This is a genomic window from Mycobacterium sp. ITM-2016-00316 (genome assembly GCF_002968335.2).
Taxonomy (GTDB): domain Bacteria; phylum Actinomycetota; class Actinomycetes; order Mycobacteriales; family Mycobacteriaceae; genus Mycobacterium.
Genome location: NZ_CP134398.1, coordinates 1763966 through 1784609, shown reverse-complemented (window position 1 = coordinate 1784609; position 20644 = coordinate 1763966). Strand labels below are relative to the sequence as shown.

The 20644-nt window shown below is 67.8% G+C and carries 21 protein-coding genes; 10 read left to right on the top strand and 11 right to left on the bottom strand.

Features of this window, described 5'->3' with window-relative positions; genetic code table 11:
• The first annotated feature begins 4 nt into the window (after positions 1–4).
• From C6A86_RS08600 to C6A86_RS08585, 4 genes are read left to right on the top strand one after another with little or no spacing between them, the layout of a single operon-like run.
• Positions 5–1390 carry a glutamine synthetase family protein gene (locus C6A86_RS08600; RefSeq protein ID WP_105363592.1) on the top strand — a complete coding sequence of 462 codons (1386 nt, stop codon included), beginning with the start codon at positions 5–7 and terminating at the stop codon, positions 1388–1390.
• A complete protein-coding gene (locus C6A86_RS08595; RefSeq protein WP_105363593.1) occupies positions 1387–2115 on the top strand; it encodes an ABC transporter substrate-binding protein in 729 nt (242 codons plus the stop codon). The genes C6A86_RS08600 and C6A86_RS08595 overlap by 4 nt, the downstream gene beginning before the upstream one ends.
• Positions 2116–2117: 2 nt before the next feature.
• Positions 2118–2822, top strand: coding sequence for a gamma-glutamyl-gamma-aminobutyrate hydrolase family protein (locus tag C6A86_RS08590; protein WP_105363594.1), 705 nt, complete (start codon positions 2118–2120; stop codon positions 2820–2822).
• Entirely contained in the window at positions 2819–3628 is an 810-nt protein-coding gene (locus C6A86_RS08585; protein ID WP_105363595.1) for a gamma-glutamyl-gamma-aminobutyrate hydrolase family protein, read from the top strand. The genes C6A86_RS08590 and C6A86_RS08585 overlap by 4 nt, the downstream gene beginning before the upstream one ends.
• Before the next feature lie 50 nt (positions 3629–3678).
• Here C6A86_RS08585 and C6A86_RS08580 read toward each other — a convergent pair whose 3' ends face one another.
• Positions 3679–4317: a TetR/AcrR family transcriptional regulator gene (locus C6A86_RS08580; RefSeq protein WP_233213024.1), complete on the bottom strand. Its 639-nt coding sequence runs from the start codon at positions 4315–4317 to the stop codon at positions 3679–3681.
• A 126-nt stretch (positions 4318–4443) separates the two neighbouring features.
• On the opposite strand from C6A86_RS08580, the gene C6A86_RS08575 reads away from it, so the two are divergent.
• The 4 genes from C6A86_RS08575 to C6A86_RS08560 all read left to right on the top strand — a co-directional run bounded on the left by C6A86_RS08575 (position 4444) and on the right by C6A86_RS08560 (position 6401).
• Entirely contained in the window at positions 4444–4686 is a 243-nt protein-coding gene (locus C6A86_RS08575; protein ID WP_142406990.1) for a hypothetical protein, read from the top strand.
• Between the two features lie 80 nt (positions 4687–4766).
• Entirely contained in the window at positions 4767–5195 is a 429-nt protein-coding gene (locus C6A86_RS08570; protein ID WP_105363609.1) for a MarR family winged helix-turn-helix transcriptional regulator, read from the top strand.
• 35 nt (positions 5196–5230) lie between these two features.
• Positions 5231–5590 carry a nuclear transport factor 2 family protein gene (locus C6A86_RS08565; RefSeq protein ID WP_233213025.1) on the top strand — a complete coding sequence of 120 codons (360 nt, stop codon included), beginning with the start codon at positions 5231–5233 and terminating at the stop codon, positions 5588–5590.
• A 64-nt stretch (positions 5591–5654) separates the two neighbouring features.
• A complete protein-coding gene (locus C6A86_RS08560) occupies positions 5655–6401 on the top strand; it encodes an SDR family oxidoreductase (RefSeq protein ID WP_105363611.1) in 747 nt (248 codons plus the stop codon).
• A 4-nt stretch (positions 6402–6405) separates the two neighbouring features.
• Here the strand turns inward: C6A86_RS08560 and C6A86_RS08555 are convergent, their stop codons facing one another.
• The 10 genes from C6A86_RS08555 to C6A86_RS08510 all read right to left on the bottom strand — a co-directional run bounded on the left by C6A86_RS08555 (position 6406) and on the right by C6A86_RS08510 (position 18947).
• Positions 6406–7524, bottom strand: coding sequence for a PDR/VanB family oxidoreductase (locus tag C6A86_RS08555; RefSeq protein WP_105363598.1), 1119 nt, complete (start codon positions 7522–7524; stop codon positions 6406–6408).
• The gene (locus C6A86_RS08550; protein WP_105363599.1) at positions 7517–8425 is read right to left on the bottom strand and encodes a metal-dependent hydrolase; all 909 of its coding nucleotides are present in this window, start codon (positions 8423–8425) and stop codon (positions 7517–7519) included. Before C6A86_RS08550 ends, C6A86_RS08555 begins: the two co-directional genes overlap by 8 nt.
• Positions 8426–8545: 120 nt before the next feature.
• On the bottom strand, positions 8546–10099 hold the full coding sequence (locus C6A86_RS08545) for an adenylate/guanylate cyclase domain-containing protein (protein WP_105363600.1): 1554 nt from the start codon (positions 10097–10099) through the stop codon (positions 8546–8548).
• Between the two features lie 59 nt (positions 10100–10158).
• The gene (locus C6A86_RS08540; RefSeq protein WP_105363601.1) at positions 10159–10965 is read right to left on the bottom strand and encodes a transglutaminase family protein; all 807 of its coding nucleotides are present in this window, start codon (positions 10963–10965) and stop codon (positions 10159–10161) included.
• Entirely contained in the window at positions 10962–11693 is a 732-nt protein-coding gene (locus tag C6A86_RS08535) for an N-formylglutamate amidohydrolase (protein WP_105363602.1), read from the bottom strand. Before C6A86_RS08535 ends, C6A86_RS08540 begins: the two co-directional genes overlap by 4 nt.
• Positions 11694–11702: 9 nt before the next feature.
• Positions 11703–12428 carry a peptidase gene (locus tag C6A86_RS08530; protein WP_105363603.1) on the bottom strand — a complete coding sequence of 242 codons (726 nt, stop codon included), beginning with the start codon at positions 12426–12428 and terminating at the stop codon, positions 11703–11705.
• Positions 12429–12553: 125 nt separating this feature from the next.
• A complete protein-coding gene (locus C6A86_RS08525) occupies positions 12554–14260 on the bottom strand; it encodes an alpha-glucosidase (protein ID WP_105363604.1) in 1707 nt (568 codons plus the stop codon).
• On the bottom strand, positions 14257–15267 hold the full coding sequence (locus C6A86_RS08520; RefSeq protein WP_233213026.1) for a glycosyltransferase family 4 protein: 1011 nt from the start codon (positions 15265–15267) through the stop codon (positions 14257–14259). Before C6A86_RS08520 ends, C6A86_RS08525 begins: the two co-directional genes overlap by 4 nt.
• Positions 15268–15306: 39 nt before the next feature.
• Positions 15307–18147 carry an MMPL family transporter gene (locus C6A86_RS08515; protein ID WP_311101082.1) on the bottom strand — a complete coding sequence of 947 codons (2841 nt, stop codon included), beginning with the start codon at positions 18145–18147 and terminating at the stop codon, positions 15307–15309.
• A 101-nt stretch (positions 18148–18248) separates the two neighbouring features.
• A complete protein-coding gene (locus C6A86_RS08510) occupies positions 18249–18947 on the bottom strand; it encodes a proteasome protein (protein WP_311101081.1) in 699 nt (232 codons plus the stop codon).
• Between the two features lie 22 nt (positions 18948–18969).
• Between C6A86_RS08510 and C6A86_RS08505 the strand changes: the two genes are divergently transcribed.
• Both C6A86_RS08505 and C6A86_RS08500 read left to right on the top strand, forming a co-directional pair.
• Positions 18970–19953, top strand: coding sequence for a DNA polymerase domain-containing protein (locus C6A86_RS08505; protein ID WP_105363321.1), 984 nt, complete (start codon positions 18970–18972; stop codon positions 19951–19953).
• 66 nt (positions 19954–20019) lie between these two features.
• Entirely contained in the window at positions 20020–20559 is a 540-nt protein-coding gene (locus C6A86_RS08500) for a hypothetical protein (protein WP_105363320.1), read from the top strand.
• The last annotated feature ends 85 nt before the right edge of the window (positions 20560–20644 follow it).

Genomic DNA, 20644 nt, shown 5'->3' with positions numbered 1-20644 from the left:
TCCGATGACCACCACCCCGCTCGACGCGCACCGGCAGACCAACGCCACCAGCGCACACCTGGCTCACGTCCTGGAAACCATCTCCGAGCGCGGCGTGCAGTTCGTCTACTTCCAGGCGATCACCATCACCGGTCGGGTGGTCGGAAAGGTGGCCCCCGCGCGGCATTTTGAGCGCCTGGCCGTCAAAGGGGTGCAGCAGCACCAGACCGCGATCGCCAACCTGCAGGGCACCCGCGAAGGTGTGCTGCTGGCCGGCGGGGTCAACGCCCCCGAGTACACCGCGATCCCCGATCTGGACACCTTCGCCGTGCTGCCCTGGGACACCAGCTTCGCCCGGGTGTTCTGCCGCCTCTACGAGCCCGACCACCTGACCGTCGACGCCGGGATCGAACTGGCCTGCGATTCCCGGGCCCTGCTGCAACGCGCGCACGCCGGGTTCACCGACCGCACCGGCCTGGAACTGCGCACCGGCTGCGAACCCGAAATGACCTGGCAGGGTGAGGGTCTGGAAGCACAGTTCCGGCCCGGATCCAGCCCGGCCTACCACATCGAGCATCTGGAACGGAACCGCCCGATCGTCAAAAAGGTCGTCGAATACGCCCAGGCGCTGGGCCTGGACATGATCGAGGGCGATTACGAGGACGAGTTCCAGGTCGAACTGAACTTCATGTACGACCACGCCAACCTGACCGCCGACCGGCTGACGACCTACCGGCAGATCTGCAAGCAGGTCGCCCGCGAACTCGGCATCCAGGCCAGCTTCATGCCCAAACCGGCTACCGGCATGATGGGCAACGGCTGCCACCACAACTTCAGCCTGTGGCGCGACGACGTCAACGTGCTCGTCGACCCTGGCGTCACCGAACTGCACCTCTCCGAGATCGGCAAGCACGCCCTGGGCGGGCTGCTGGCCCATTCGGCGGGCGCCATGCTGGTCAACGGCTCCACGGTGAACTCCTACAAACGCTATTGGGACGCCGGGCAATTCGCCCCCTCGAAGATCAACTGGGGCCTGGACAACAAGACCTGCACGGTGCGGCTCTCTGCCAACGGGCGCCTGGAATACAAGCTGCCCGACGCCGCGGTCAACCCGTATCTTTCCCACACGATCCTGCTGGCGGCCTGCGAGGACGGCATGAAGAATGCCACCGACCCTGGTACGCCGTGCCAGGGGTCCTCCTATGACACCCCACAGGACGAGCGCTTCCCCGCACTGCCGCTGACCCTCGGTGACGCCATCACGGCCTTCGGGAAGGACACCGTGATCACCGAGGCGTTCGGCCCGAAACTCTCCGCACTGCTCGTCGACTTCCACACCGATGAGTGGGCGCGATTCTGTGGATATGTCACCGACTGGGAGCGTGAAATGTACTGGAACGATGCCCCGTGACCACTGAAGCTTCTCCCGTCGCTTCGCTCGCCCCGGCCCTGAGACTGGCCTGCCTGGACGCCGAGGCCCCACCGCTGTTCACGCTCTGGACCCCGGAAAACGGCCGCGACGGCTATGAGCCCGGCGTCGCCGCGGCGCTCGGGGCCGAACTGGGCCGCGAGATCGAATGGGTGCGGGTGCCGTGGGTGGACATGATTCCCGCGGTGCAGCGCGGGGACGCCGACGCCGTGCTGTGCGGGCAGGGCATCACCGCCGAACGCCGGGCCCAGGTCGACTTCACCCGCCCGTACGCGATCTTCCATGAGGGCGTGCTGATCCGGCGCGGTGACGATATCCACTCCGCGGCCGATCTGGTGGGCCGCAAGGTCGCCGCCATCGAGAACAGCACCAATATGGCGCTGGCCCAGACCTTCACCGGCGCCGAGCCGGTCGCGTTCGGGGCGGGCAGCGACGACGTGTACGCCGATATGCTGGCCGCGCTGCTGGCCAAGGACGTCGACGCCGTCGTCGATGACGATGTGGTGTTTGTGCCGCTGGGCGCCACCCACCCCGACTACGAACTGGCGTTCACGGTGCAGACCGCCAACCGGTGGGGCATCGCAGTGGCCAAGGACCGGCCCGACACGTTGGCCGAGATCGACGGCGCGCTCGGCCGGCTCATCGACTCCGGGCGGCTGCAGCAGGTGTGGACCCAGCACCTGCCGACCCTCGACTACCCGTTCTGACCGTGCGTCCGCTGATCGCGGTCACCGGCCGCCGGGCCGCGCAGGTACCGATCCTGCGTTTCTCGGCGACCCTGGCCGCCGAGGCGATCTGCGAGTCGGTGTGGGCGGCCGGCGGCGAGCCGGTGATCCTGCACCCTCCGGCCGCCGACCCGCTCGCCGAACTACCCGGCAGGCTGGAGGGTTTCGACGGGGTGCTGCTGCCCGGCGGCGCCGACCTGGAACCCGGCCGCTACGGCGCGGAGCCCGCCCCGCAGACCACCGACACCGTCGCCTTCCAGGACGACTTCGACCTCGGCGTCATGAAGGCACTGCTGGATACCGGCATCCCGGTGCTGGCGATCTGCCGTGGGCTGCAGGTGCTCAACGTCGCCCTCGGCGGCACCCTGTACCAGCATCTACCGGAGATCATGCACCACAACGGCATTCACGCCGTCGACGTGCAACCCGGCTCGAAGTTACGCGCCATCGTCGGCGCCGACCGCATCCAGGTGTCCTCCTACCACCACCAGGCGGTGGACCGGCTCGGACGCGACCTGGTGGTCACCGCCACATCGGCCGACGCTGTCATCGAGGCCGTGGAGCACCGCCGCGCCGATATCCTCGCGGTGCAGTGGCATCCCGAGGACCGGCACGCCGTATCCCCCACCGACGCAGCGCTGTTCGCCGATCTGGTGGACCGTGCCCGCAAACGAAAGGCCAATCGATGACCGCCGTCGTGCACCTGCGGGATGTGCTGCCGGACCTGCCCACACCGGAGCCGCCGCGCGCCCACATCTGCGTGCTGGCCTCGCTGAACTACCCCGACGTCAGCGACGCCGACGTCGCACTGATCAGACGGTTCACCAAGGTCGCGCTGAGCACGCTGTACGAACTGGGCGCCGACTTCGAGTTCTTCGACACCACCGTGCCGCTCGACAACCCGTCCTCGGCAGCGTATTTCGACGGACTACTGCTGCTCGGCGGCGGTGACGTCGACAACTCCTGCTACGGCATGAGCACCCCGCACCCCACGACCTACGGGGTGGACGGCCGCGCCGACCGCGACGCGTTCGCCGCCATCGCCGCGGCCGCGGCCGCCGACCGGCCGATCTTCGGCATCTGCCGCGGCTCGCAGCTGCTCAACGTCTTCCGCGGCGGCACCCTCATCGGCGATATCGAGGACTACGCCCTGCACCACGGCGCACCCGGGGAGCCGGAGTTCGTCGACGAACCCGTCGACATCATCCCCGGTACCCGGCTGGCGGCTATCCTGGGCACCGACCGCATCATTGCTCGCAACGGACATCACCAGGCCGTGGACAAGGTCGGCGGTGGGCTGGTGGTGGCGGCCCGCGCGCTGGACGGCATCACCGAGGGCATCGAGGATCCCAAGCGGTTCTTCCTGGGCGTGCAGTGGCATCCCGAGGACGATGACGGCCCGACCGCCGACCGGATGGCGCTGTTCGGCGCGTTCGTCGACGCCGCCGAGCGGGCCCGCGACCGCAGTGCGGCCGCGGTCGCGCGGGCCGACTGAAAGGTGGCGATCCGCGAAGCTCACCCCTCTTCAGCTTCGCGGATCGCCCACTAGATATCGGCGGCTTCCGCGGTGAACTGCCCCTTGCGGATGAGGGCCGTCACGGCGGAATCCCACCGGTTCAACTGGCTGACGGTGTAGAACGGCTCGGGGATGTGCCGTTCGATGTGATGGCGCAGCATGGTCGCGCCGACACGCAGGATCAGCGGGTTGATGGTGCCCCACAGCAGATCGAGGTCCGAGCGAACCAGCCCGTGCTCGGCGTACTTCTCGCCCTGTTCGGTGCTGATGCGCAGCAGCCCGTCGAAGATGACGTTGCCGATCTCGTCACCCTGGCTCAGCGCGTGCGCGACATAGTCGGTGACCTCGGGATACTTGTGGAAGAGCTTGGCGAAGCGGCCGCGCAGTTCCACGGAGTGATCGCCCGGGGGCTCGGGCAGCGGCGCCGATTCGAGGACTTCGCCGAAGACCCGCAGCACGTACTCGTCGACCGCCGCCGTCAGGCCGGCCTTGTTCCCGAAGTAGTGCTGCACCAGCCCGACGCTCACGCCGGCGGCATCGGCCACCGCGCGCAGCGGGGTGTTGGAAACCCCGTGCTGGGAAAACGATTTGATGGCCGCATCGACGATTCGCTCCCGACTGGACGGCACGGCCGGCGTCGGCTCCCGAAGAAACACAGCTGCAGCCACCCGATGACAGTACGGCAGTGCTGGTTCAGCATACAAGTGTCCGGTGTTGCCATATGACGATGGGGTAATGCAATATGCACATATGGCACGCCATGGAGCGGGCCTGTGAAGCGGGGGTTTCCAGACGTGAATTCGGCACTGCGACAGCAGATCCAATCAGCATGCGACGCGGTGTACCGCGACCCGGATGACACCGGCGCGGTGGAGCGATTGCGCGGCCTGCTCGGCGCCCAGCCTGCGATATCGCACGCGAACTGGCGCCGGCTGGTGAAACTGGCCTGCGACAAGCTGTACGACTCGCCCGAGGACCAGGACTCCCGCGATCTGCTGCTGGTCTTACTGACCGCCCGCGGATCGGCCACACTGTAGGGGTGACGGCGAAAAAGCGGGACATATCAACCAAGCAGGACTGGCTGACCCCGCAACAGCAACGCGCATGGGTCGCCTATATGCGGGTGCAGCTGCGGATGAACTACGAGATGAACCGCCAGCTGCAGGCCGATTCGGACCTGTCGCTGTCCGATTACGACGTGCTGGTGGCACTGAGCGGTAACCGCGACCAGTCGATGCGGGTCAGCGATCTGGCCGCCCACATCGGGTGGGAGCGCAGCAGGCTGTCACATCAGTTGCGCCGCATGGAGGAACGCGGACTCACCGAACGCCGGCCCAGCACCCAGGACGGCCGCACCAGCAATGTCGTGCTGACCGAGCGGGGCCGCGCCGCCATCACCGACGCCGCACCCGCGCATGTCGACCTGGTACGCAGCCTGTTCTTCGACCCGCTGCCGGACAATCTGCTCGCCCCGTTCACCGCGGCGCTGGAACATATTCACGTCAATCTCAACCTGAACAGCTCGCTGCCGCCCGCGCCGCGCTAGTCTTGAGTGAAATATCACTCACTTGGAGGTCGTTCATGAGCGACGCAATCACCCGCCTGATGGAAGCCAACCTGCTGGCCGTCTTCGATGAGCGTGACCCGCAGCGCCGCGCCGCGGCGATCGCCACCACCTACTCCCCCACTGTGCAGTGGTTCGACGACGAAGGCGTCGCCACCGGCCACGAGGAACTGGACGCCAAGGCCGCCGAACTGCAGGGAAAGCTCACCGGCCTGCACTTCGTCCCCGCGGGGCCCGTCCGCCAGACCCGCGGTCTGGGCTTTCTGGCCTGGGAGGTGCACACCCCGGATGACACCGCGGTGGCATCGGGATTCGACGTCGCGGAGATCGCCGAGGACCACATCGTCAAGTTGTGGACCATCCTGACCCAGGAATAGGTGATACGTCACCTATGTTATATCGGGTGGACCGTATGAACCCGATATGAAACGGAGCCCGATCATGGGACAACTCGACGGCAAGACCGCACTGGTGACCGGCGGCACATCCGGCATCGGCCTGGCCACCGCCCACCGCTTCGCCACCGAAGGCGCCGACGTCTTCATCACCGGCCGCGACCGCGCCCGCCTCGCCGAGGCCGTCGCCACGATCGGCGGCAACGCCCGCGGCGTCCAGGGTGATATCAGCAACCCCGATGATCTCGACACCTTGGCCGCCGAAATCGGCGCGCGCGGAAAGGGTCTCGACGTCGTCTTCGCCAATGCCGGTGGCGGTGACTTCGCCGCGCTGCCCGATGTGACGCTCGAGCATTACCGGAACACCTTCGACCGCAACGTCGCCGGCACCGTGTTCACCGTGCAGAAGACACTGCCGCTGCTCAACCACGGGGCCTCCATCGTGCTGGCCGGCTCCACCTCCGCCACCGGGGGTGTGCCCTCGTTCAGTATGTACGCCGCCTCCAAGGCCGCGATCCGCTCGCTGGGACGCACCTGGGCCGCCGAACTGATCGACCGAAAGATCCGGGTCAACACCATCATCCCCGGGCCCATCGAAACCCCCGGGCTGGCCGGTCTCGCCGAGCCCGGACACGAGCAGGACCTGCTGGACGGCATGGCCGCCGGAGTGCCGATGAAACGCCTCGGCCACGTCGACGAGATCGCCTCTGCCGTACTGTTTCTGGCCTCGGACCAGAGCAGCTACATGACCGGTGCCGAGTTGGCCGTCGACGGCGGACAGCTGCAGTTGTAGCGGCTCAGAGGTCGAGCACCAGCCGACCACCCGCCGACCGTGACACGCACAGCAGCATCTGCCCGAGCTCGCGCTGCTCATCGGTCAGTAACTGGTCGCGGTGCTCGACCGCACCGGCCACCACCTGCTGCGCGCAGCTGCCGCAAAAACCTTGCTGGCACGAGTAACTCACGTCCGGCTTGGCCGAAAGCAGCGCGGCCAGCGCACTCTGGTCGGCGGGCACGGAAATGATCTCGCCGCTTCCCGCCAACTCCAGTTCGAACGGCCGGCCGTCGACGACCGGCACCGGCGAGAAGCGCTCGATATGCAGTTCGGCGCGGTCCGGGACCGCCGCGCGCACCACATCCATCATCGGCGGCGGCCCGCAGGCGTACACCGCGGTCCACGCGTTCACATCGTCGAGAAGGTCAGCGGGCGCGGGCAATCCGGAGACATCGTCGGTGATCACCCGTACCCGGTCACCGAACGCTTCGAGCTCGTCGAGGAACGGCAGGCTGTCACGGTGCCTGCCGGTGTAGCGCAGCGACCAGTCCATGCCCAGGCGGTCGGCCAGACGCACCATCGGCAGGATCGGGGTGATCCCGATACCGCCGGCGATGAAACGCAGCCGCTCCGAACGGGATCCGGAGCCCGGCAGCGGCATCATGAAGGCATTGCGCGGTCCGCTGACCTCGATGACCTGACCCACGCTCAGTCCGTGCACTTCGATCGAGGCGCCGTCCTGGCCGGGGATCTGGCGCACCGCGATGCGGAACTGATCGGGGCGGTCAGGGTCCCCGCACAACGAGTACTGCCGGGTCCGCCCGGACGGCAGGTGCACGTCGATGTGGGCGCCGGCATGCCACTGTGGCAGGTCCGCGCCGTCGGCGGCCACCAGCGTCAGCGCGACGACATCGGGATCGCGGGCGACGACCGTGCGGGCGTCGACCACCACGGCGCGCCGGTTTGTCCGGCGCGGGAGCTCCGGGAGCTCCTTGTCGCCGCCGAGGCGGGTGACCACCGACAGGAAATGCGGGACCGCCGCGCCGGCAATCCGGATCAGCAGGTCCGAGGACTTCCCGTACAGTCCCGGCGGCGGCTGCCCGTCATAGGGCCGCAGGAGTCGGGTCAGCCGGTCACCCATGGGTGGCGCGGGCGGCCGGCGAGGTGGCGAGGTACGCGACGGCCTGGGCGGTGCTGCCCTCGTCAACCGGGTCGTAGTCGCGGCGCAGCAGCGTCAGCCCGGAGGCGCCCAGGTAGCGGAACGTCGGCAGCGCGCCCGTCTTACCGGACTTGCGCAGCTGCCACAGCAGCCGCGGGTAGCGCATGTTCGGCAGCGCCGGGTCCTGATGAACCAGGTACTTGGTGCCGCGCAGCATCATGGCGAAGAAGACCACGCTGACCATCACCCCGCCGAGGGCCTGCGCGACATAGTCCATGCCGAAGTACTTGGCGACGTTGAACGAGACGTGCCGGTGCTCGACCTCCTCGGCGCCGTGCCAGCGGTACAGGTCGGTCAGGGTCGGGTCGGCGCCCAGCTCATCCCAGCGGTTGTTGAGCGCCCAGTGCCCCAGCACGCCGGTGTAGTGCTCGGCCGCGCACAGGGCGTGGCAGCCCGATTCCAGTGCCTTGCGCCGGTTGGCCGGCTCGGCCTGCTCGACGCGCCGCTCGTACTGGCCGGCCACCCATTCCAGTTGGTCGGTGAAGGGCTCCGGGTCGATGCCGTGCCGGCGCAGGTATTCCTGGAGCACGTTGTCGTGGGTGCGGGCGTGCACCGCCTCCTGGCCGATGAACCCGACGATCTCCTCACGCAGGTGCTCGTCGCGCACGTAGACCAGCGAGTCGGACAGCAATTTGCTGAACCAGCGCTCCGCGACGGGCAGGAACAGGTTCAGCGCGGTGACCGAATGCGAGGCGTACGGGTCGCCGGGAATCCAGTGCAGCGGCGCGTCTGACCAGTCGAACTGCACGTTGCGGGGGCGCAGGGCGACTTCCTCGGGGGCGAACTTGTCCGCGGCGTCATGGATCACCCGGTCTTCAGTCATCCGGCCACCATTCCCAGCTCCAGCGTTGCTCAAACACGTCCCAGCGAAAGGGCTGCCCAGGACGGGTATGCCGCCACTCTACGGGGCTGCCGCAGCAACCGAGAATGTTCTTGCCGCCGGTCAGCCGGTTTTCGGGCCGCGCCCGGATATCGGAGACAGCCGCGCCACCCCGCGCAGCATCCACGGCGTGCGCCTCGCCAGTACCTCCACGGCGCGGTCGGTGCGGTGCATGGTGGCCCGCGGCCCGGGCGTCGGTGTCGACGCCAGGTGCGCCTCCGCCGAATCCGACCGGGCACCATGCCGGTCGACCGCGAGCAGTTGCCAACTACCGGGCACACCACGCAACTCGACGCTGCCGCGATCGGTGAAGCTCTTCCCCGAACCCACGACCAGGTCACGCACGGTGCGGGAGACGACGATCTCGCCGGCGCCGGCCTGCCCCATGATCCGGGCGGCGATGTGCACGGCGATGCCGGCGATGTCGGCATCCAGCAGTTCGCACTCACCGGTGTGGATGCCGACCCGGATCTCGAAGCCCAGCATTTCGGCTTCCGCGTGCAGGGCCTCGGCACAGTGGATGGCCTGCGTCGGGCCGTCGAACGTCGCGAGGTGACCGTCGCCGGTGCTCTTGACGACGGCGCCCCCGAACCGCTGCACGCGCTCGGCGTTGATCTCACCGAAACGCTCGATGACCGCCCGCCACCGCTCATCGCCCGCGGTGGCGGCGTGTTGCGTCGAGGAGACGATATCGGTGAACAGGACGGTGCGCAGGGCCCGGTGCGCGGGTGGCGCCGCCCCGTGGCCGCCGGTGAGGAGTTCCTCGATCCCGGTCAGGATGGTGTCCGGTTCGGTCAGCCACGGCGCGTGGTCCACACCGTCGACCTCGAGGTATTTCGCGCCGGGAATGTGGTCGGCCAGGTACCGGCCGCACTGCACCGGCACGCCGTCGCCGCGGGCATGCGCGACCAGGGTGGGCACGCGGAGCGTGGGCAGCACCGGCCGCAGATCGATGTGGAAGTTGGATTCCATTGTGGCACGCGCCATTCCGGGGCTCGAAGCCATCCGCTCGAACATGGCGAGCTGGCGCAGCGAGCGCACCGACGGTGTCAACGCCATCGCGCTCGCGCCGCTGCCCCACTGCGAGCGGGCGGCGCGCGCGAAGGCCTGGATCCGCCGGATCTGCTCCAGCGACGGCGTGTACTTCGCGCCCAGCTCGCCGACCAGGTGCGCCGACAGCGCCTCCGGGTCGCCCAGCACCTCGTCCCATCCGCCACCGGACAGGTAGGCGAAGGAGCCGTAGATAATCAGCGCCCGGGTGCGCTGGGGCCGCTTGGCCGCGAAGTAGACGGCCTGGGCGCCGCCCTCGCTCATCCCGAAGATCGCCGCCCGGGAGAAACCGGCGGCATCCAGGACGGCCTCGATCTCGGTCACCCGGTCATCGAGGGTGCGCACCCGGGGCACCGGATCCGACAGTCCGACACCGGCTTTGTCGAACAGCACGACGCGGCAGAATGCGGCCAGCTGATCGAAGAACGACTTGAATTCGGGCATGGTCCAGAACAGTTCGATATGGCTGACCATCGGTCCGACGAAGACAAGCTCGACCGGTCCGGCGCCGAAGATCTGATACGCCAGGCTCAACTCGCCGCATGGCGCGTACGAGGTTTCGGGCATAGCCTTCGAGCATAATTGACGCAGACGCCATAACACAGGTCCTGGCAGGTAGCGCGAACTCAGGCCACCTCGTCGGTCCACACCCGGAAACTCGACAGCGTGTTCGCCCCGAACGCATTGCTCAGCGCGACATCGCCGGCATCGCGGCCCCGCGCGATCAGCACCCGGCCGATGCGCGGCATGTTGTTGCGCGCATCGAAGGTGTGCCATTGCCCGCCGAGGTAGACCTCGAACCAGGCGGCGAAATCCATCGGACCGTACGGTGGCGGCATGCCGATATCGCCCAGGTAACCGGTGCAGTAGCGGGTCGGGATGTTCATGCAGCGGCAGAACGCCACCGCCAGGTGCGTGTAATCGCGGCACACGCCGACCCGCCCGGTGAACGCCTCCAGCGCCGTGCGCGTGCTGTCCGCGCGCTGATAGTCGAACGTGATGTGCCGATGCACGTAATCACAGATCGCCTGCACCCTGTCCCAGCCCGGCGGTGTCTGCCCGAACAGATCCCACGCCGTCTGCGACAGCCGATCGGTATCGCAGTACCGGCTGCCCAGCAGGAAGATGAGCGTCTCGTCGGGCAGGTCCGGCACCGGCACCTGCTGCGCCCCGGGGACCAGGACATCCGGCAGCCCGCTGTCGTTGACCATCGAGTCCGCCGAGACCCGGGTGCGTCCGGCCGGCGCGACGATCCGGGTGCACCAGTTGCCGAAATCGTCGCGGTAGGCCTTCATCGGGACGGCCGGGTCGACCACCAGTACGTCGCGGCCGATCAGGTCGGAGACACGGGTGAAGTGGACGTTGAGGTTGAAGATCATCGGGGTGGGCTGGGGGCAGTCGAAGATCATCTCGAAGCCGACATGAATTTTCATGGTGTCCTGCCTGTTCTTTCGCGGTGCAGTTCGGGGTCGGTGACCGCGTGCAGCGAGTCGATCAGCGCGCGACGTAGCTCGCTGAAGGCCCGGCCGGCGGCGAGCACGATGCGCTGGTTGATCTCCAGTTCGATCCCGACGTAGTCGCCCGGCGCGAAACGCTTGCGCAGATGGGAGGTCAGGCCGTCGGCCTTGCCCGCGTACGGATAGTTGCGCCGCACCCGCAGCTGCGGCGCCACCGCCGCCAATGATCGCTGCCAGCGCATACCGGTCTCGACCTCCCCCGGCCGGCGCGGGTCATAGAGCAGTCCGACGTCGGTCCGGCGCACCACGCCGTCCAGCTCCGGGGTGAAGCTGTGCGACGACAGGTGGATCACCCGCTGCCCGCTGGAAACCATCTGCGCGACACGGCTTTCGACCTCGTCACGGTAGGGCCGGTAGTGCTCCTCGACGATCTGGTCCCGAACCGCCGCCGGTGCCGCCCGGGTGATCGGCGAGAAGACGTGCCGGTGGCCCAGCGAACGGTTCAGGTCGATGAGCAGCCGGCTCGTCGTCGACGACACCAGCGGCGCCCGGCACGCCGCGGCGAGCGCCTCGGCCATCACCAGGGCACCGGGATCCCAGCCGCGATGGGTATCGAGCAGGTCCTGGTGCCGGACGAAGAGCGGACGAAACGGCACCGGCACCCCGTTGCCCCCGTGCTCGCAGGTGATCAGCAGGCGGGCCATGGCGGTTGGTCACCAACGAATTTCGGGCAGCTTGGCGAACACCGTCCGGGTGCCTTCGCTCCAGGCCTCGCTGACCGCGGTGAAATACGGGTCGCCGTCGTCGAATCGGCGTCGCCGCACGCACAGGCTGTCCCGTTGGTAGCTGATGAGGTCGATCGGCATGCCCACCGACAGGTTGCTGCGCATGGTCGAATCGAAGGACACCAGCACGCATTTCGTCGCATCCGCCAGGGATGTCTGCGGGGTCAGCACCCGGTCCAGAATCGGCTTGCCATACTTGGCCTCACCTGTCTGCAAGAACAGGGTGTCGGTGCCCGCCTCGATGAAGTTGCCCTCGGCGTAGATGCGGAACAGTCGCATCGGTTCGCCTGCGAGTTGACCGCCGATGATGAACGAGGCGTTGAAACCGGTCGGGTTTTTGTTCAGGTAGCCCGCATCGCGTTGCTCGGTCTCGCGCATCGCGTCCGAGACCAGCCGGGCGGCGTCGAACATGGTGGTGGCGCCGAGGAGATTGGTGGGCGACGGACCGTCGGCGCAGCGCTGGCGCAGCACGCTGATGATGGCCTGGGTGCCGGCCAGGTTGCCCGAGCTCAGCAAGGTGATCACCCGGTCACCGGGAGTCTCGAAGACCGACATCTTGCAGAACTTCGCGACGTTGTCGACCCCGGCGTTGGTGCGCGAGTCGGACGCGAAGATGATGCCGTCCTCCAGCAGTACCCCGATGCAGTAGGTCATGAGATACCACAGCCGCGCATGCCGATTCCCCGTTCGCAGGACGGGTAGCTCTGACTCGTGGCAGACGACGGCGTGCTCAGGGCCGGGAGTTGATTCCCCGGCTCGACGCCGTCGATTCCTCGACTCTACGCCGGTCGGCGGCGTGCGGCAGCGTGGCGGGCGATCGAATAGATGCGCGCATCCCATCCCGGCAACTCCAGCGACGACGACCCGGCCGGGGTGCCGGGCAGGTTGCCCAGCAGCAGCTGCGCCCCCTCCCATTCCGCGCCGATGTCGACGGTGCGGGTGTCGCGGCCGCAGTTGGCGATCACCAACAGACGGTGCTCCGCGGTCGCTCTGGTGTAGGCCCAGATCTGCGGGTCGTCGGGGAACACCGGCGTGAAGTCGCCCTCGGCGAGGATCGGCAGCTCGTGCCGCAACCGGATCAGCGCCTGATAGTGCGCGAGCACCGAATCCGTGGTGGCCGTTTGCACCTCGGCGTTCAACCAGCGGTGGTTGGGGTTGACCGGCAGCCACGGCTCGCCGGTACTGAACCCCGCGTGCTCGCCGGCGTCCCACTGCATGGGGGTGCGGGCGTTGTCGCGGCTCATCCGGGCCAGTCCGGCCAGCGCCTGCGCGGTGTCACCGCCGCGGGCCAGGACGTCGTCGTAGTAGTTGACCGCCTCGAGATCCCGGTAGTCCTGCGGGTACCGGAACGGGTGGTTCGTCATGCCGAGTTCTTCACCCTGATAGATGAACGGGGTGCCGCGCATCCCGTGCAGCACGGTGGCCAGCGCCTTGGCCGAGGCGGCCCAGTACGCGAGATCGTCATCACCGAACCGGGACACCACCCGCGGCTGATCGTGATTGCTCCAGTACAGGCTGTTCCAGCCGGTGTCGGCGAGCGCGGCCTGCCAACGGTGCATCGTGGCTTTGAGCGCCACGAGGTCCAGGCCGCGGTCCTCGAACTTGTCGGTGGGACTCTGGTCGATCGCCATGTGCTCGAACTGGAACACCATGTCCACCTCGCCGCGCGCCGGGTCGGTGTAGAGGCGGGCCCGCTCGGTCGTCACGCCGGGCATCTCACCGACGGTGAGGTACTCGCCGTCGCGGCCGCCGAACACGGTGCGGGTCAGCTCGCCCAGATAGTCGTGCACGCGCGGCCCGTCGGCGAACCCGTCGAAGGCGATGACATGGCGCTGCAACGGCACCGGCCGTGCGTCGGGCAGCCCGTCGACCTTGGAGATGAAGTTGATGACGTCCATCCGGAATCCGTCGACACCGCGGTCCAGCCACCACACCATGATGTCCTGCACCGCCTTTCGGACCTCGGGGTTCTGCCAGTTCAGGTCCGGTTGGGTGCGGTCGAACAGGTGCAGGTAGAACTGTTCGGTGCCGGGATCCCAACTCCAGGCCGGCCCGGAGAAGAACGATCCCCAGTTGTTCGGCTCGCCGCCGTCGCGGGCATCACGCCAGATGTACCAGTCCCGCTTCGGATTATCTAGCGAGGAGCGCGATTCGGTGAACCACGGGTGCTCGGCGGAGGTGTGATTGACCACCAGGTCCATCACCAGTTTCATCCCGAGCGCATGCACCCTGGCGATCAAGGTGTCGATATCGGCCAGCGTCCCGAACAGCGGATCGATATCGTGGTAATCGCTGATGTCGTAACCGTTGTCGGCCTGCGGCGAGCGGTAGACCGGTGACAGCCAGATGACGTCGACCCCGAGCGCGGCGAGGTGATCGAGCCGACCCAGGATGCCGCCCAGGTCCCCGATCCCGTCCCCATTGGAGTCGGCGAAGCTGCGCGGATAGATCTGGTAGACGACCGCCGACTTCCACCACGGCGTCACGCGCGCCCGCCGATCACACCGCGGTACACGTCCACGTACTTGTCGACCATCGCCGCGATGGTGAAGCGGCCCTCGGTCAGCTCACGGATCTTCGGACGGTCCAGTCCGCCGACCGCACCGACGGCGGCCACCGCCGAGTCCGGATCGTCCACCAGATATCCGGTCACCCCATGCTCGATGAGCTCGTTCATCGAGCCCCGGTTGTAGGCGATCACCGGTGTGCCACAGGCCATCGCCTCCACCACGCTGTAGCCGAAGGGCTCGTCGAAGTCGATGAGGTGCAGCAACGCGTGCGCACCGCCGAGCGCTTCGGCGCGTCCCGCGGCGTCGACGGCACCGAGGTAGCGCACCGTCTCGCCGTCGATATGGGGTTCGACGGCCTCGCGAAAGTAGTTCTCGTCCTGGATGATTCCGGCGATGTCGAGCCGACGGCCGCAGCGCCGCGCGACCTCGATGGCACGGGCGGTGCCCTTGTCGGGGTGGATGCGACCGAAGAACAACAGATGCTCACCGGGCTCCGGGTGTAGGGCGAACCGGTCGGTGTCGATGCCGTGGTGGATGGTGGCGGCGTAGCGCAGGGCGGGGTGGCGGTCGGCGTCGCTGATCGACACGTAGGCGCCCCGATCGTTGTAGCGCCGGTAGACGGGGACGATGCGCTCCGAGGAGAACCCGTGGATGGTGGTGACCACCGGTGTGCGCACCAGATCGCTGTAGGTGAGCGGCAGGAAGTCGAATCCGTTGTGGATGACCTCGAAGTCGGCGGCGCGTTCGAAGACCGACGCGATGTGCAGGCATTCGGCGACCTTGGCGTCGATCGACGAATCCTCGGACCAGCCGCCCGCCGCGGTGGACACCAGCTCGGCGGAGGTGAGCGAGTCGGCGGTGGCGAACAGGGTGACCTCATGCCCGGCGGCGACCAGACCCTCGGTGAGCAGCGAGGCGAACTGTTCCCACGGGCCGTAGTGCCGCGGCGGTGTCCGCCACGCGATCGGCGCCAGCACGGCCACGCGGATGGGATCGTGCCGGGAATTGTCGATGCACCCAGCCTACGCGGGCACGTCGATTCCCCGCGCCGCCAGGCGGCGCTGCGAGGCCTCGGTACGGATCACCTGCGGCCACCAGAACCACTTGCCCAGCAGGGCGGCGATCGCGGGTGTCATGAAGGAGCGCACGACCAGGGTGTCGAACAACAATCCCAGCGCGATGGTGGTGCCGACCTGGGCCATCACCGTCAGATCGCTGAACGCGAACGAGGCCATGGTGAACGCGAACACCAGCCCGGCCGAGGTGACCACCGATCCGGTGCCCGCCATGGCCCGGATGATGCCGGTCTTGAGCCCGCCGTCCAGTTCCTCCTTGAACCGGGACACCAGCAGCAGGTTGTAGTCCGAGCCCACCGCCAGCAGCAGGATCACCGACATGGGCAGCACCATCCAGTGCAGTTCCAGCCCGATCAGGTGCTGCCACAGCAGCACCGACATGCCGAAGGAGGCACCCAGCGACAACAACACGGTGCCGACGATCACCGCGGCCGCCACCAGGGCCCGGGTGATCAGCAGCATGATCACGAAAATCAAGGCGGCGGCGGCGATCCCGGCGATCACGAGATCCCACTGCGCACCGTCGTGCATGTCCTTGTAGGTGGCCGCGGTGCCGGCGAGGAAGATCTTGGAGCCCTCCAGCGGGGTGCCCTTGATGGCTTCCTTGGCGGCCGTCTTGATGGGGTCGACGTGCGCGATGCCCTCGGGGGTGGCCGGGTCACCCTCATGACTGATGATGAACCGCACCGACTTTCCGTCGGGTGAGATGAAGTTCTCCATCCCGCGCTTGAAGTCCTCGTTCTCGAACGCCTCCGGCGGCAGGTAGAAGGTGTCGTCGTTGCGGGACGCGTCGAAGGCCTCCCCCATGGCCGTCGAGTTCTCCTGCATGGCCGAGCCCTGATCCTGCATGCCCTTCTGGGTCTGATACATCGTCAGCATCGAGTTGCGCATGTTCTCCATGACGCGGATGTTCTCCGGCATCAGCGCGACCATCTGCGGCAGCAACGTGTCCAGGCGCTGCAGGTCGGGCACCAGCTCCTGGATGTCGGCGGTCAGGATGTCGATACCGTCCAGGGTGTCGAAGACCGACCGCATGGTCCAGCAGACCGGGATGTCATAGCAGTGCGGTTCCCAGTAGAAATAGTTGCGGATGGGCCGCAGGAAGTCGTCGAAATCGGCGATGTGATCCCGCATTTCGGCGATGTCGAGCGTCATGTCGGTGGTCTTGAGCACCATCGAGTGGGTGGTGGCGGCCATCTGCTCGGTGACGGACGAGAGCTGCTGCATGGTCTCGATATTGGTTTGCATGTCGTCGGCCTGCTTGAGCATGTCGGCGAACTGGTCCTGGCGGTACTTCTCGTTCATCGTCTGGGTGGCGCCCTGCTGGCTCAGCATGAACGGAATCGTGGTGTGCTCGATGGGTTTTCCGTTGGGCCGGGTGATGGTCTGCACCCGCGCCACACCGGGGACGGCGAGAATGCCCTTGGCGATCTTGTTGATGACCAGGAAGTCGGCCGGGTTGCGCAGATCGCGGTCGCTCTCCACCATCAGCAGTTCGGGGTTCATCCGGGCGGCGCTGAAATGCCGTTCGGCGGCGTCGTATCCGACATTCGCCGACAGGTCCGCCGGCAGGTAGCGCCGGGCGTCGTAGTTCGTCTTGTAGCCGGGCAGGGTCACCAGACCGATGAGCGCCAGCGCCAGGCTGGCCACCAGCACCGGTCCGGGCCAGCGCACCACGGTGACCCCGATGCGGCGCCAGCCCCGGGACCGGATGGCGCGTTTGGGCTCGAACCGGCCGAAGCGGCTGCCTATCGTGATGACCGCCGGACCCAGTGTCAGCGCCGCGAGCACCGCGACCAGGGTGCCGATCGCGCACGGCACCCCCATGGTCTGGAAGTACGGCAGCCGGGTGAACGACAGGCACAGCATGGCCCCGGCGATGGTCAGCCCGGACCCCAGCACCACATGCGCGGTACCACCGAACATGCTGTAGTACGCGGCTTCCCGGTCTTCCCCGGCACCGCGCGCCTCCTGATAGCGGCCGACGGCGAAGATGGCGTAGTCGGTGCCCGCCGCGATGATCATCAGCGTCAGCAGGTTCACCGCGAAGGTGGACAGCCCGATCACCCCGGCGTTGGCCAAGAATGCCACCACACCGCGGGCGGCGCCGAGTTCGACGAACACCATGAGCAGGATCAGCACGGTGGTGCCGATGGAGCGGTACACGATCAGCAGCATCAGCAGGATGACGCCGAGGGTGATCATGGTGACCTTGGCGATGCTCTTGTCGCCGGCGTGGTGCTGATCGGAGATCAGCGGTGCGCCGCCGGTGACGAAGACCTGCAGCCCGGGCGGCGGCGGGGTCTGCGCGACGATATCGCGGACCGCCTCCACCGACTCGTTGGCCAGCGTCTCACCCTGGTTGCCGTGCAGGTAGAGCTGGACGTAGGCGGATTTGCCGTCGGCGCTCTGCGCGCCGGCCGCGGTCAGGGTGTCACCCCAGAAGTCGGCCACGTGCTGGATGTGGGCGGGGTCGGCCTCGAACTTGTCGATGAGGCCGTCGTAGTAGTGGTGGGCTTCGGCGCCGAGCGGCTGATCGCCCTCCAGCACCACCATGGCGTTGCTGTCGGAGTCGAACTCCTCGAAGTTGGCGCCGATCTGGCGCATCGAGATCATCGCCGGCGCGTCCCGGGCGCTGAGCCCGACGGTGTTCGCCTCGCCGACCTTTTCCAGCGAGGGCACCAGCACGTTGGTCGCCACCGTCAGCGCCAGCCAGCCCAGCACGATGGGTACCGAGAGCACCCGGATGAGATGCGCGATCCTGGATCGATCGGTGGTGGTCTTCATTTGTGGCCCGTCGGGATTACAGAATCGCTGTCGGGCGTAATTTACGTAGCTAAGTTAACAATTGCCAACCGATGCGCCGGATTGACAGCAACTTCACAGACTCAGCCGAACAGGTCGTCGAGCGCCTGCTGCTTGAGCTTCACCCACCGGGCCACGTCCTTGCGGACCGCGTCGACCTGTTTGGGCGTCAGGTGCTGAGCGCCCTCACCCGGGGTGATCCGGCACAGATCCATCGGCCCGCCGACACTCGACGACGAGGCGTCCAGCGCATCGAGCACCCGCAGGGCCGCGACCACGCCGTAGTCCACATCGCGATCGGGCATCTGGAAATGGGTGAGCAACGCGTGCGCCTGCTGCGCCATGGGCGCGCCACTGCCGACCGCCTGGAAACCGGTCTCCTCGTGATGACCGAGCAGCGCGTTCGGGTCCAGATCGATGATGAACGGCCGGTCCCCGACATAGCCGGCGGCCAGGATGTAGGTGGCCGGGGTGCCGGCCTTGTCCTGGCCGGGCACGTGCGCGATGAAGTTCTCGTAGTGATGCTCCAGGATCGGCCGGACCCGGGCCTGGATGGCGTGCCCGATGTCCTTGGCCTCCACGATGGCCTCGGCTTCCTCGGTGAACAACTGCTCGACGTCGTAGAGCACCGCCCGGGAGCCGCTGCCGCCCCAGGCCGCGGACTGCCCCAGCGGGTGCAGCTTCTGCGCGGGGAAGGTCAGGCCGCGGCCCGGATCGGTGATCTGGGAATCCGACGCCAACACGATCCCGTTGGCGCACTTCACGGCCAGGACGACAGTCATCCCACGATCCTATGGTGGAGCCATGACCGCGGACGAGCAGCGAGCCGGCGTCGAGCTGACCAACCTGGATCAGCCGCTGGGTCCCGACGCCGGGACCACCAAGCGTGACCTGGTCGACTACCTGGACGCGGTCGCCGACCGGATCCTGCCGGTGCTGACCGGCCGGCCGCTGACCGTGCTGCGGGTGCTGCGCGGGCGCGCGCCCTTCATGCAGAAGAACGTGCCCAAATACACACCGGACTGGGTGCGCACCGTGCCGATCTGGGCCGAGGCCTCGCACCGCGAAGTCCACTACGCGCTGTGCGATGACCGCCGCACCCTGCTGTGGCTGGCCAATCAGCGCGCCGTCGAATACCACCCCGCGCTCGGCCTGGCCGACAACATCTACCAACCGACCCACCTGATCCTGGACCTGGATCCGCCCGACGCCGAGGACTTCGCCGCGGTGGTCGCGGTGGCCGAGCTGGTGCGCCAGGCGCTGGCCGACTGCGGGCTGACGGGCGCGGTGAAGACCAGCGGCTCGCGCGGGCTGCACATCTTCGTGCCCGTCGACGACTTCTGTTCCGGCGATGACGTGGCCGCGGCGACCCGGGCGCTGGCCGCCCGCGCCGAGGCGCTCGATCCGGCCATCGCGACAACGGCTTTCATCGTCGAGGACCGGGCCGGCAAGGTGTTCGTCGACGCCACCCGCTCCGGCGGGGCCACAGTGGCGGCGGCGTACAGCCCGCGGCTGCGGGGTCGGGGCGAGGGAAGCGACGGGGGAAAGCCATGCACCACGGTGTCCTTCCCGCTTTCCTGGTCCGAACTCGGCGACGTACACCCGTCGGACTTCACCGTGCACACCGCGCTGGAGCGCCTCGGTGACCGCGACCCGTGGGCCGAGGCGATGCCGGCGCCGCAACGGCTGCCCGACGATCTGATCGAGCAGGGCCACACCATCCCGGTCGCCCGGGTCGCCGCCATGCACGAGGGCAAACGTCGGGCCAAGGCACGCCGCGAGGGCTGAGCCGTTTCACGCACGCCCGGCGCGTTACCCGAATTCGTCATCCGAACGTCGTACGGTCGAAGCACTATGGCGAACAACGGACCTGGCGGCTACTACTCCGACGACGACGAACCCACCCAGTACGCCGCGAACTACAGCGACTACACCCAGCCGTATGAGGCGGCCGATCCCTACGCCGGCGGCGGCGAACCACCCGAGCCGCCGCAGCCCTGGTACCGCAAACCCGCGGCGCTGGTGGTCATCGGCGCGATCGCCGCGCTGGTGCTGGTCGGTGCGATCTGGGGCATCGTCAACGCGCTGAGCGGTGACTCGTCGCCGTCCACCAGCACGACGACGTCGTCGACCACGTCGTCCTCGGAGGCGGCGACCACGTCGGCGGTGGCGCCGGTGCCGACCGAAACGGTGACGGCCACCCCGGAGACCACCACGACCACCGCGCCGACGACCACGACGACGACCACCACCCCGTCGACGACCACCACCACGACCACGACGACCACCACGCCGAGCACGTCGGTCAGCACGAGCACCAGCACGGTCACCGAAACCCAGACCGAGACGCAGACCGTGACACCGGAGGCACCACCGGCTGACGGCGCGGGATAGTTCGCAGCCGAGGCGCCCGTCACACAGATTTCGAGCGCGGTCGCCCAAGGCCCGGTCTCGCGCGGTGCGCGACATCGCGCGAGAC

What these genes read in the sequence shown, in the direction of transcription:
- C6A86_RS08600 (WP_105363592.1), top strand. Translation starts at nt 5, where the DNA reads ATGACCACCACCCCGCTCGACGCGCACCGGCAGACCAACGCCACCAGC.
- C6A86_RS08585 (WP_105363595.1), top strand. Translation starts at nt 2,819, where the DNA reads ATGACCGCCGTCGTGCACCTGCGGGATGTGCTGCCGGACCTGCCCACA.
- C6A86_RS08570 (WP_105363609.1), top strand. Translation starts at nt 4,767, where the DNA reads ATGCGGGTGCAGCTGCGGATGAACTACGAGATGAACCGCCAGCTGCAG.
- C6A86_RS08565 (WP_233213025.1), top strand. Translation starts at nt 5,231, where the DNA reads ATGAGCGACGCAATCACCCGCCTGATGGAAGCCAACCTGCTGGCCGTC.
- C6A86_RS08560 (WP_105363611.1), top strand. Translation starts at nt 5,655, where the DNA reads ATGGGACAACTCGACGGCAAGACCGCACTGGTGACCGGCGGCACATCC.
- C6A86_RS08555 (WP_105363598.1), bottom strand. Translation starts at nt 7,524, where the DNA reads ATGGGTGACCGGCTGACCCGACTCCTGCGGCCCTATGACGGGCAGCCG.
- C6A86_RS08550 (WP_105363599.1), bottom strand. Translation starts at nt 8,425, where the DNA reads ATGACTGAAGACCGGGTGATCCATGACGCCGCGGACAAGTTCGCCCCC.
- C6A86_RS08545 (WP_105363600.1), bottom strand. Translation starts at nt 10,099, where the DNA reads ATGCCCGAAACCTCGTACGCGCCATGCGGCGAGTTGAGCCTGGCGTAT.
- C6A86_RS08540 (WP_105363601.1), bottom strand. Translation starts at nt 10,965, where the DNA reads ATGAAAATTCATGTCGGCTTCGAGATGATCTTCGACTGCCCCCAGCCC.
- C6A86_RS08535 (WP_105363602.1), bottom strand. Translation starts at nt 11,693, where the DNA reads ATGGCCCGCCTGCTGATCACCTGCGAGCACGGGGGCAACGGGGTGCCG.
- C6A86_RS08530 (WP_105363603.1), bottom strand. Translation starts at nt 12,428, where the DNA reads ATGACCTACTGCATCGGGGTACTGCTGGAGGACGGCATCATCTTCGCG.
- C6A86_RS08515 (WP_311101082.1), bottom strand. Translation starts at nt 18,147, where the DNA reads ATGAAGACCACCACCGATCGATCCAGGATCGCGCATCTCATCCGGGTG.
- C6A86_RS08510 (WP_311101081.1), bottom strand. Translation starts at nt 18,947, where the DNA reads ATGACTGTCGTCCTGGCCGTGAAGTGCGCCAACGGGATCGTGTTGGCG.
- C6A86_RS08505 (WP_105363321.1), top strand. Translation starts at nt 18,970, where the DNA reads ATGACCGCGGACGAGCAGCGAGCCGGCGTCGAGCTGACCAACCTGGAT.
- C6A86_RS08500 (WP_105363320.1), top strand. Translation starts at nt 20,020, where the DNA reads ATGGCGAACAACGGACCTGGCGGCTACTACTCCGACGACGACGAACCC.